The 12,037-nt window shown below is 34.0% G+C and carries 11 protein-coding genes; 3 read left to right on the forward strand and 8 right to left on the reverse strand.

Features of this window, described 5'->3' with window-relative positions; translation table 11 throughout:
• Window positions 1-18 precede the first annotated feature (18 nt).
• From NKR20_RS15575 to NKR20_RS15595, 6 genes are all read right to left on the reverse strand, one after another.
• On the reverse strand, window positions 19-483 hold the full coding sequence (locus tag NKR20_RS15575; RefSeq protein WP_253427425.1) for an ECF-type sigma factor: 465 nt from the start codon (window positions 481-483) through the stop codon (window positions 19-21).
• Between the two features lie 541 nt (window positions 484-1,024).
• Entirely contained in the window at window positions 1,025-2,893 is a 1,869-nt protein-coding gene (locus tag NKR20_RS15580; RefSeq protein ID WP_253427427.1) for a helix-turn-helix domain-containing protein, read from the reverse strand.
• A gap of 54 nt (window positions 2,894-2,947) precedes the next feature.
• On the reverse strand, window positions 2,948-3,097 hold the full coding sequence (locus NKR20_RS15585; RefSeq protein WP_147716690.1) for a DNA adenine methylase: 150 nt from the start codon (window positions 3,095-3,097) through the stop codon (window positions 2,948-2,950).
• A gap of 22 nt (window positions 3,098-3,119) precedes the next feature.
• A complete protein-coding gene (locus NKR20_RS19555; protein ID WP_353579897.1) occupies window positions 3,120-3,347 on the reverse strand; it encodes a helix-turn-helix domain-containing protein in 228 nt (75 codons plus the stop codon).
• Between the two features lie 923 nt (window positions 3,348-4,270).
• A complete protein-coding gene (locus NKR20_RS15590) occupies window positions 4,271-5,299 on the reverse strand; it encodes a sensor histidine kinase (RefSeq protein ID WP_026562877.1) in 1,029 nt (342 codons plus the stop codon).
• Complete coding sequence (locus NKR20_RS15595; RefSeq protein WP_026562878.1) at window positions 5,296-5,967, reverse strand: response regulator transcription factor; 672 nt, start codon at window positions 5,965-5,967, stop codon at window positions 5,296-5,298. Before NKR20_RS15595 ends, NKR20_RS15590 begins: the two co-directional genes overlap by 4 nt.
• 210 nt (window positions 5,968-6,177) lie before the next feature.
• Between NKR20_RS15595 and NKR20_RS15600 the strand changes: the two genes are divergently transcribed.
• Window positions 6,178-6,945 carry an ABC transporter ATP-binding protein gene (locus tag NKR20_RS15600; RefSeq protein ID WP_026562879.1) on the forward strand — a complete coding sequence of 256 codons (768 nt, stop codon included), beginning with the start codon at window positions 6,178-6,180 and terminating at the stop codon, window positions 6,943-6,945.
• Window positions 6,932-8,854 carry an FtsX-like permease family protein gene (locus tag NKR20_RS15605; protein ID WP_026562880.1) on the forward strand — a complete coding sequence of 641 codons (1,923 nt, stop codon included), beginning with the start codon at window positions 6,932-6,934 and terminating at the stop codon, window positions 8,852-8,854. Before NKR20_RS15600 ends, NKR20_RS15605 begins: the two co-directional genes overlap by 14 nt.
• Window positions 8,855-10,101: 1,247 nt before the next feature.
• Here the strand turns inward: NKR20_RS15605 and NKR20_RS15610 are convergent.
• Window positions 10,102-10,542, reverse strand: a complete 441-nt coding sequence (locus NKR20_RS15610) for a hypothetical protein (protein WP_253427431.1) — start codon at window positions 10,540-10,542, stop codon at window positions 10,102-10,104.
• Between the two features lie 340 nt (window positions 10,543-10,882).
• On the opposite strand from NKR20_RS15610, the gene NKR20_RS15615 reads away from it, so the two are divergent.
• The gene (locus tag NKR20_RS15615) at window positions 10,883-11,665 is read left to right on the forward strand and encodes a helix-turn-helix domain-containing protein (protein ID WP_253427433.1); all 783 of its coding nucleotides are present in this window, start codon (window positions 10,883-10,885) and stop codon (window positions 11,663-11,665) included.
• A gap of 86 nt (window positions 11,666-11,751) precedes the next feature.
• Here the strand turns inward: NKR20_RS15615 and NKR20_RS15620 are convergent, their stop codons facing one another.
• A complete protein-coding gene (locus NKR20_RS15620) occupies window positions 11,752-11,850 on the reverse strand; it encodes a hypothetical protein (protein WP_253427434.1) in 99 nt (32 codons plus the stop codon).
• Window positions 11,851-12,037: the final 187 nt, after the last annotated feature.

Consider the following 12,037-nt stretch of genomic DNA (forward strand, 5'->3'; position numbering starts at 1 on the left):
TGTGCTGCCCTCTACCTATTAGCCGTGGCAAGAGGGGAAAGTTGAGGATTCTGGAAAAACTTTTTTGAAATTCTTCTTAGCTGTATCTAAACGATGTGAAATGGCACTTTTACTAACACCCTCACGCTCTGCATACTCTGTTACAGAAACACCATCTAGGAATATAGCAATCAATAACTCTGCTTGTTTTTCCTTGAGGGTCTTGCGGATAATTTCACAGAGGTATTCATACTCTACTTGTTTCTCTCGAATCACTTCATCGGTGTTATCAGGGAAATAGTCCATATGGTCCGTAGCATCTTCGGATTCATCATCCTTGCGGAATGGTTTCTTTGGCATCCCTCTGTGCCTATCAAATTTATGCCAGTTATTGTACTCGGGTTTGTTGAAACGCTCGTCCATAATCTCCTGTGGGGAACGGCGTGTTACAGTTTCCTTGTCCTCAACAGAAGATAGCCTGTCCTCGTAATCTGCATCAATCATTAAAGTGAAGTCCTCGTCTGGTACCTCTAGGTAGATAGATTTGTTTTCGTGTTGAATTCTAATTTTCATTTTGCATCCTTTCCGCCGGACTGCATTGGCGGCAAAGGATACAAAAATAGGTCTGTGCCTCGAAGTACACAGACCCTTTGTCCTGAAAATGAGCGCAACAAGGTAAGGTACTTCTATTGCAACGCATAACAATCCTAAACGGACTGAAACGTTGCAATATGTATCCTTTGCCCTTATTGCAAATCAGGCATTTGATATTTTTTTGTAGACGAGGAATGGTCTAATTCTTGCTAACTACGAAGGACCTTTCCTTCATCTATCATTATTGTAGGTGAGAATTGGACAGCCTTGGCGGACACCTCATGCCCGTTAATTTCAGGCTCAAAATGACACATTTCTCAACAAAAACACCTAAAAAGAACAATAAAAAAAGCCATTCACAAACCCTTAAAAGGATTCATGCATGGCTTACTTATTTAATAACTAAAAAACGGACATCCTGTGTCCGCTTTTTCAAAAATATTATTGAATTTTATAATGGCTCTGCGCCATGTTCCTGTAAAAACGTTCTAATCTCATCCATCGATTTTGCATATAGATGAGTCAATGCAAAGTTATACCAAATATGACTATTGTTATTGAAGTTCAATGAAAATGGTGAGTTGCGAATTATATGACTGCTAATATTTGGCGGTAGATGAAGTCCAAGGCAGATTAATACTATGGAATTAATCGATCCCGGTTCCTCACCATTAACGATTCGTCTTATGGTACGCTCGTTGACCAATATTTTCTCTGCTAATTCTTTATAAGTTACTTTTTTCCACTCACGTACTATTTTGAGAGAGCTGGTATAACTATTTGGCAATTCATTATAGATTCGCATTTCTTCAGCTATTGTTTCGGCTAGTAATTGGGCCTTCTTTTCTGGAGCAGCATACTCAAAACCATTACAATATTTTATATCAAAATCAATATTCGATGTCTTATCACGATTGAGGAAACATTCAGTATAGTATCTTTCCTTACACCCGGATTTGACTGATAACTCGAAAACCAAGCAGCACTCTTCCATATGGGTTCGTGCATAGTCAGTAAGTACGGTATGTCCAAATATATCCTGTGTTATATATTTTGGATGGTTTAAAACAAAGTGGGAATCTACATATATATAACTTCCGTCCCTAACTAAAGCGGCCATTTCTGGATTGGTTATGCTTTGGATGGCAGCATCCTCTGCGCCTATAGAAAAGGTCTGATTTCTTTCAAGCGCACCCTTCTTAAATCTGTGAGGCTTGACGTAGCGACCATCTATGTAAGTAAAAGTTCCGATTGCTTCCTCATATCCAGCATCAATCATTCGAATTTTAGCTGCTGTCCGAGATACGCTGAAGAACGTTGCTAAGGCGTCAATAACTGGCTCCATTACATCTATAAGTTCAGATGTTCCCAGTTCTGAACGGAATTGCTTAATAAATTTGAACGCTTGGGTTTTAAACATGGCAAGGGGCATTTGTATCTTTGGAGCGAGGGCATTCGCCTGCCATTCCATCCAGTCAGTTGCATCTCTGGTATTGTCTTTTATACCTCCGACTACTTGACACTTGATTCGTGTGGCACTGCTGTTATATAACCGCTCCAATTCAAATGCTTTTCTATGTTGATCCCAATGAACACACTCATGTACAATAGTATTATTGACTGATCCTAGGTTACGAAGAAAGTAAGCTTTTGGGTCCACAATTATTGTACGAGCATTTACACGGGTTTGTACCATTTCATCGCTGTCTTCATCATAAAACTCTGAATCACAGTCGTGAAAGTATATCTGCCCAAAAACAGAGAAATCCTTTGTAATCTCTCGCATTTCTACTGTAAGGCCCATTTTTTCTGCTAACACTTGCGGCTCAACTGCCATTGGAGTTTTTAATGCTTCAGGGTAATGTCTTCTAAGGAAGTCTGTAGCAACAGATTCTAGTTGTTCCTTATGAATGATAGGAACAAGGGAGTCCGACATAGGTTTTGGCTGCTTATTTTTGCTAGTATACTCAGTTATACTGGAGATTGCAAAATCATCCAAATTGTAATTTAAATCTCCTGAGCATTCCAGCATAAACCATTGCCGGCAATTTTCTGATTCATCATAGTGATAATCTGACTCTCGGACTTCAAATTCAGCTTCAATAGCAACATCAAATTCTATTTTCATGTCCGGTAAGTCATTAACTGACACAAACTTAACTTCTACATCTGACAATTCTATGCCGCCAATGTTTTGAACTCTGTATAACCGTAAGTCTAGGTTGTCGTAATTATCTGAGATGTAACTTTGTACGGTAGCAAACATCTCATTATAGAATCTTTCTGCCACATAATCTTTAAATGAACGATTACCCGCCAAGGCACTCCCCCCTTATCAACAATCAATTTGATATATAGGTTTGCATTACTTCCTTTATGTTAAGATACTGTTCAATAATTTTTGTTCTCCGACACAGCTAGTTCCTGCAAATAAATCTCCAAACGTATATCCATCAATGTCATACTTTTCAATAATACCTTCTATAGTATTCAGCAATTTTGCTTTGCTGCCTAAATATCTCATCTTATCACCTTTTCTAGTTGTGCTATTCTTCTTTTACTTCGTCTGGTTGATATTCTAGTAAATCACTTAGGTCGCAGTCGAGAACCCTACAAATATTATTAAGCAATTCCAAATCGACCCTTTTGACTTTCTCGTGGTACAAATCACCGATAGTGTTTGGCCGCACACCAACCAACTCAGCAAGTGCTTTTCTAGTCATTTTGTTTTTACCTAATAGTTCAGATAATTTTATTCTAATCAAAGATATCACCTCAGGGGTATAAAATAACGATTATCGCTATAAATTAACATTTACCATTATATCATAACGCTATTCGTTTCTCAATATAATAAAATATATATTATTTATTCTAAAATTCTGCTAATCTTGATGGCTCACAAATTTACATCTATTCTATCTCCACAACCCCACGAAGTTATATAATCTATCAACTCAACCCTATCACTTTAAGGAGAGTTGATATATTTCCTCTAAAAATAAAAATAAGGGTTTCCCGACATTAACATCCTCGGCAAAGTAGCGGTGGGAAAAGTTCAATGTCAGGAAACCCTTTATTTATCAGTATTTTGTTTAGTCATATTTCTCCACCTGTACCATAAGAATAATCATCTGCTAAAACCCCACCCCTCCAACCCGCATTCCACCGTTCGAGTCATAATAAAGTTTTGCTACACCCCCCTCATTTTTATCCAATTTTGGATTAAAATCGGTCGTTTTTCGGGCCTTTTTCGGCCGTTTTTTCATGGTTTTTTCGGAGTCATAATAGAGTTTTGCGAACAAAACAAAGAAAAATAATGGAGATAAGAGGTCCAGAATAAGGATAAAATATTGGATAAGTATTGATTTGCTATTGAGTGCGATATTGGATAAACCCAATGATGGCAAGGGTTAGAACAAAAAAGAGAGGAAAGAAATCGAACTCTTTTCTCCCCTCTCTTTCATCTGTTATCCGAGAATTCATTGGATTTTGTATTGAAAAAGCAAATGTTTATTATTACAGAATTGGTGGTGAAGTTAGCAAGAGTTTATTATGACTGCCAAGAGTTTATTTTAGTTAGACATAGTAGAGAGAAGAGTTTAAGAAGCATAAATTACAGGAAATTCCTACAATAGTAAGAACTCAACAATCAGAATCATTTTATGAAAGTGTACTAGGAGCAAAAATCGTAAAATCACATGTTATAGTAATTTCTTATTTTCGGAAAATGTATAATAACCTTGGTCAATTCACCTTCTATAGAATCAACTGAAAGATCATGTCCTAACTTATTAGCTAGTTTTTTAGCAAGATACAGTCCCATCCCAGTTGATTTACTATGGTTCCTTCCAATGGAGCCTGTAAAACCTCTTTCAAATACTCGATTTATATCTTCAACTTTTATTCCAATTCCATTATCTTGAATAAACAATCGTTTTTCTTTATCGTCTTCTTCAAAATGGATGGAAATATTTCCACCATTATCTGTGTACTTTAACGAGTTCGTTATTAGTTGGTCCATTATAAATCCGAGCCATTTTTTATCACTATGCACAAATTTTTCACGATTATGATCCATATTTAAGCTGATCTGACTGTTAATAAAAATTTTCGAGTATTTTTTGACACTATTTTTTATTATCTGGTTTAAATCAATTTCTGTAACGAAGTAATCATTAGCAAATGAATCTACACGGGAGTAATAAAGTGCTTGTTCCACATAGTCATCTATTTTATCTAGTTCGTCTTCAAATTTATTAACAATATAATCCACTGTTTTCCCCTCGAAGTTATCGATAAGCAAGCGACTAGAGGTTATGGGTAATTTTATTTCATGAACCCATGACATAATATACTCTTCATGATCTCTTTTCTGGTCATATAACGATTGCAATTGTTTGTCTTGAACATTCATTATTTTTTCGAAAAGATCAAGATACAGCTTTTGCTCATGGTTCTGTGCGTTAGGTAATAACGTAAGAACATCTTCTTGAGAACTATTAATAATTCCCTCTATTTTTTTATAAAAATTCATGTGGTAAAAATAACCGATTATAATATATAGAATTGCCAAAAACAAACAACTAATATTAATGTAAACAATATTGCTCCATACATCTTTCGGTTCGACACTTACCAGTAAGATTAAAGAAATAAATAACATTAAACTCAAGTAAAAACACAGAAAGTAACGTTTATCATTTATGTATTTTAAGAAATTCATTTTATTAAGTATCCTTCTCCTTTTTTTGTGGTAATAAAGTTCTCTTTACCCAATTGAGATAACTTTTTTCGTAAACGGGTAATATTGACGGATAAAGTATTGTCATCAATGAAATGTTCATTTTTCCAAAGAGTACGCATGATTTTATTTCGGCTAACAATACTTCCTGCATTCTTCATAAGAAGATGTAGAATGACAAACTCTGTTTTTGTTAGCTCTGCTTTTTCGTCCCCACAATAGATATCCCAGTCATTCAAATTTAATTTAACCTCATTATGCTCTAGTACGTTTGATTGTGTTTCACTATAGGAATACGAGCGACGTAAAAGGGCATTAATTTTAGCCATAAGCACTTCCATATCAAAAGGTTTTTGAATAAAATCATCACCGCCCATGTTCATCGCCATTATCATATCCATAGGTGAGTCCCTAGAAGAAATAAATATAATAGGAACTTTCGAAACTCCCCTAATTTTATTACACCAGTAAAATCCATCAAATAAAGGCAAGTTAATATCCAGCAATAAAATAGTTGGCTGTTCACTAAGGAAATCTTCCAATACATTTTCAAATGAATTTAACATTACAACATCATAATTCCATTTTTTAAGGGACTCTCCCAAAAGTTCTCTTATTACTTGATCATCTTCAATAATCATAACTTTCATTTTTAACACTCCATTAATTAGTTAGTATAAGTATGGCATTTATATAAGATATCATTTCATAATACTAATATTAGTATTATACTTCGTATTTTTGTACCATTCTTTCAAAATCGTAAGGTTGCAAGGTAAAACTGTAAGGTTAAATAATAGTTACTTACGGTAGAATAAAAAACATGAAAGTAATTGATTTTTATGGAGGATCGAAAATAAATGAGAACAATCGTAAATGCGAAGAATATAAAAAAAGTATACGGAACAAAAGGAAATGTGTTTACTGCATTAGATAATATAGATTTAGAGGTACAGGAGGGTGAATTTGTAGGTATTATGGGTCCTTCTGGTGCTGGCAAATCAACACTTCTTAATGTTTTAGCAACTATTGATCAACCGACTTCTGGTGACATTAATATTGATGGGACAAGTATTGTAAATATGAATGAGGAACAATTAGCAGCCTTTCGTCGTGATAAACTTGGTTTTATTTTCCAAGATTATAATTTGCTAGATACATTAACGGTTAAAGAAAATATCATATTGCCCTTAGCATTAGCCAAAGTAGATCCGAATGAATTAGAGCATAGAGTACTTGAAGTAGCAAATAAGTTTGGGATAAGTCCGATATTAGACAAATATCCATATCAAATTTCTGGTGGCCAAAAGCAGCGTACAGCTGCTTCACGTGCAATCATATCAAAACCGAGCTTACTTTTAGCAGATGAACCTACTGGTGCATTGGATTCTAAATCAGCAACAGATTTGTTGGAGAGTTTAAAAGGATTAAGTGAGGTAGATAAAGCAACTATCCTTCTAGTCACCCATGACGCATTCGCTGCGAGCTACTGTGATAGAGTGATTTTCATTAAAGATGGCAAAATGTTTACAGAACTTGTCAAAGGAAAGGGTTCTCGTAAAGAATTTTTCCAAAAAGTTTTAGATGTACTCTCTGCACTTGGGGGTGGACAAAGTGACTCTATTTAATTTAGCGAAAAAAAACGTTATTGGGAACTTTAAAAGTTACTTACTCTATTTTATATCAATGGTATTCAGTGTTGTTATTTACTATACATTTGTATCCTTGCAATACAGCCCGGAAGTACAAATGGCCATTGAATCAGAAAATAGTTTACTTAATATCTTTATTGCTGGTTCCGTTGTACTAATATTATTTGTGGCAATATTTATTCTTTATTCAAATTCATTCTTTACAAAAAAACGAAAGAGAGAAGTAGGATTATATTCCCTTTTAGGTTTAAGGAAAAAAACAATCGGTAAAATGCTTTTTTATGAAAATATAATCATGGGTGGTATAGCGATTATAATCGGAGTTATACTCGGAACCATACTATCGAAACTGTTCACCATGATTGTGCTTAGATTGTTGGATACACCAGTTGAAGTTAGCTTTGAAGTATCCATTGAAGCAATTCTCAATACAATTATTGTCTTTATGATTATCTCCTTATTTACATCCTTTAATGCTTATCGTTTGATCTATCGTTTTAAATTAATCGAGTTATTTCGGGCAGAAAAGGAAGGAGAACATGCACCTAGAACATCTTTTATAGCTGCAATAACTTCAATCATTTTAATTGGTTTTAGTTATTGGATTGGATTTCAATCACCAACTTCAGATGTACAATTGCTTGTAAACCTTGGATTATATTTAATTAGTATCGTGGTAGGTACGTATTTACTATTTAGATTCTTAACCATTTATATACTAAGACAACTACAAAAGAAAAAAACAATTTATTATAATGGGACAAATTTAGTTGGAATCTCTCAGCTACTTTATCGTATTAATGGCAATGCTCGTACGCTTACTATTATAGCATTACTTAGTGCCGTTACAATAAGTGCTATATCTGTCGGTTACAGCTTTTATTATACGAATGAAAAACAGGCAGAAAAAGAGGCTCCATTCAGCTATATGCATATTTCTTTGGATGAATCTGTCGATAAACATATAGAAAAAACCATCCAATCAGATACAGAACACCCGATTAATGGGCAAATAGATATCCCTGTTATTAACTTAAACGGTGAAGTTTCGAACCCATTACTTCAAGATTATTTAGAAGAAGGCCCGATTAAAATAATATCTGAAAACACGTATAATGAAGCATTAAGGATGTTAGATAGGGAAAGTAATATTCAACTATCTGGCAATCAAACGATTGGCATACAGCCACTCTTAACTGAATATACTTCCGCTGATTATGAAGAACACACAATTACATTACAATTACCTAACAAAGAAATTGAGTTAGCATTTAGCTCAATGTTAGAAGATAGAATTATTCCTTGGAATTATCCAGACTTCAACATTGTAGTTAGTAACCAACTTTTCTCTGAAATTGCAACCCAAATAACTCCCGTAACCATTAAAGCATATGAAGTTGCAAATGAAAAATCAACAAAGGATACTACTGTTCAAATACAAAAAATAGCAAGTGAAGATATGCAATTAACCACCTTTTACAATATATATAGAAAAGGGTTAGAATCTGGTGGATTAAACTTATTTATTTTAGGATTTTTAGGACTTGTTTTTCTTGCGGCAACTGGCAGCATTATATATTTCAAACAATTAACGGAAGCTCACGATGATAGAAGCCGTTATGAAGTTTTACGCAAAATTGGAGTAAGTAAGAAAGAATTAAATGCTACTATAAGAAAGCAAATTATTTTTGTGTTTGGATTGCCACTCATAATTGGTATTATTCATGGGATTGTAATATTACAAATAGCTTCAAACATTTTTTCTGTATTAATAGGAATGAACTTAACTATTCCAATTGTTATAACCATTCTAGTGTATTTTATCATTTATCTTGGTTATTACTTTCTAACGCTCACTTCAGTAAAAAATACTGTGAATAACTAAAGTAAAAAGTCTCTCGAATAATTGAGAGACTTTTTATCCAATAAGTGACTTCTACATTGTGTTTTCTTTCCTCTTAACTCCTAATTCCCATATTATAGATGAAATATTACAAACGCAACTTCATTTATTTTTCTACTATATACAACCATAATAAACTCCTGTTAAACCCCACCCCTCCAACCCGCATTCCACCGTTCGAGTCATAATAAAGTTTTGCTACAGACCCCTTAATTTTATCCAATTTTGGATTAAAATCGGTCGTTTTTCGGGCCTTTTTCGGCCGTTTTTTCATGGTTTTTTCGGAGTCATAATAGAGTTTTGCGAACAAAACAAAGAAAAATAATGGAGATAAGAGGTCCAGAATAAGGATAAAATATTGGATAAGTATTGATTTGCTATTGAGTGCGATATTGGATAAACCCAATGATGGCAAGGGTTAGAACAAAAAAGAGAGGAAAGAAATCGAACTCTTTTCTCCCCTCTCTTTCATCTGTTATCCGAGAATTTATTGGATTTTGTATTAGAAAAGCAATTGTTTATTATTACAGAATTGGCGTTGAGATTAGCAAGAGTTTATTATGGTTGCTAAGAGTTTATTATTGATCTACAATTTCTGTACCATAAGAATAATCATTTGCTAAACCCCATCCCTCCAACCCGCATTCCACCGTTCGAGTTAAAATAAAGTTTTGCTACGGAACCCCCATTTTGAAGGTTTTTCGGTTCAAAAATGACCGTTTTTCGGCCCTTTTTCGGCTGTTTTTTCATGGTTTTTGGGGAGATGGAATAAAGTTCTGACATAATAGAGAGAAGAAAGTAATGGAGATAAGAGATCAAGAGAAAAGAGAAAAGTATTGAATGAGTATTGATTTATTATTGGGATTATATTGATTGGCATATTGAATAAACCCAGTAATACCAATGGTTTAGGAACATAACTGTATTGAAAAAACATTGAAAAAGGCATGAAAAAACTCGGGATCCCGATGAGGAAAACCCGAGTTTCTATTTGGATTTTGTGCTGAAAAAGCAAATGTTTATTATTACAGAATTGGTGGTGAAGTTAGCAAGAGTTTATTATGACAGTCAGGTGTTTATTCGTGATCTACACCACCCTCGACATCAAGACAACACACTCAACGTGGGACGAGCCACCAAGATTGATGTCTAGCGTTTTTTTATGAGTTAGTACGTCTGCGGGAACATGTCGACAATTGGTGTATGTACATGGGAACATATCAATGAATTTACTCAAATTCGGAACTTGAAATAGTTCTAATCAATACACAAAAAGACTCCCATTCAGCGGGGAATTTGTTACTGCCACTTCTTCTTACGTTGCGTTTTTTACGAATGATTTCAACTTCCCATTGTGTACCATCTAGCACATCTGGTTCTTCATACCTTCTTTTCCAATTTAGTAAGTCGATTATTTTTAATCCACCGATGAACTTTGTTATATCTTTACCTGATAATTCTTTTTCAAGCGAATCACCGTCTAAGCTATATTTCCATGTGAGTTTTTTATCTTGGAAATGAATCGTCACGTCATAATCCCCTTCGAAATAACCCCCAAACGATGCTCGCAGGCCAATAATTTCTTTATAAGCTGCATCAATTGCTTCATCTGCTGTCCACTCTTTACCACATTTATTACAATGATATTGTGGGCTGTCTTCAGATATCACGCATCCGCCTAATTTGATTTTACCTTCTTCCTGCTCCTTGAATGCATCTGCTGTTGGGTAACCATATATTTTATTTCATTTTAGATTAAAAAAACTTCTCCCTATGCTAATATGAAAAATATATAAAAACTAATGATATGTTCCAGGAAGTACTAGAAATTCCCAAAAAAACTTTAGTTTTATTTATTAAATATAATTTGTATAGACTTAATAAAATAAGCTTTAACGTGCGGAATAACAACAATGCAACCACAAGTTGACAAAGTGCAACTAGAATAGGATAGAAAAAATATCGATGTTTTATACAATATAGTTAATAACATGAAAGGAGCTACAACAAATGAATTTTGGAGAAAAACTTCTTAAGTTACGAAAAGAGAAAGGACTTTCTCAAGAGGCTCTAGCGGAAAAATTAAACACCACTCGACAAGCAATAAGTAAATGGGAAAATAATCAAGGATTCCCCGAAACTGAAAAACTATTGATGATTGGGAATATCTTTGAGGTATCTATTGATTACTTATTGAAAGAGTCTGCCGAAAATAATGATGATAAAGAAGATGGTTATTATGTTAGTAGAGAAATGGCAGAAGGTTTTTTATTAAGTTCAAAAAAAATTGCTAACCATGTTGGTATAGGCTTCGGACTGTTTGCACTAGCGTTTGAACCATATTTTATTTTAGGAACCACCTCACTTCTAGGTGTTCTATTAATTATTATCATCGCAACATTAGGTATTATTTCTTTTGCTACGTTAGGCTTTGATCAAGGACAATATACAGTTCTAAAAAAAGAAGTATTATTGTTTGATTCAAATTATATTAAAGAATTAATAACAAGATATGAAGGATTTAAAAGAAAACATTTAGGAACAACAATAGTTGGAGGTTCTTTATTAGCAGTAGGTTTTCTAGCTTTTGCTTTGGAGAAAAAGTTAGAAATGGGTATCTTAGTTCCTTATTATCCGATTTTTGTTTTTTTGATAGCTGTTGGCCTTGCTTTATCTGTTCGTACTGTCACTATTATTTCAGCATATCAATTATTAGTAAAAAATAATGAGCATACAAATCGCTTTAGTTTTAAATTAAAACAAAAAGTAAAAAAGAAGCTTGATGAGTTTTAGGGGCATACAAAATCGATTTCAAAAGTAATACCAATTCTAAGCAATGAATACAACCGAGGAATAATATTCTCCTCGGTTACTTCCATTTATTCATACTTCACAAACGCATCCTTAAATCCAGCTTTCTTCGCTTTTGTTAACTGCTTGTCTTCATTCTTTTTAACACTATAAGCACCAATCTGCACACGATACAGTTTCTTAGCGCCAGTTGATGGTTAAGAAGTTGTTGTTCCTTCCGCTAATTCTTTCTTCACATCTGCTCGGAACGTAGCCATTGATGTGCCAAATTTAGAAAACCAATGACGCGGGTCACCATGATTACTAGCAATCTTCTTTTGATAACCTTCATAATGACCACTAATATTTTTCTCA

The organism is Ureibacillus endophyticus (assembly GCF_024159215.1).
In the GTDB taxonomy this organism is placed as follows: Bacteria; Bacillota; Bacilli; order Bacillales_A; family Planococcaceae; genus Ureibacillus; species Ureibacillus endophyticus.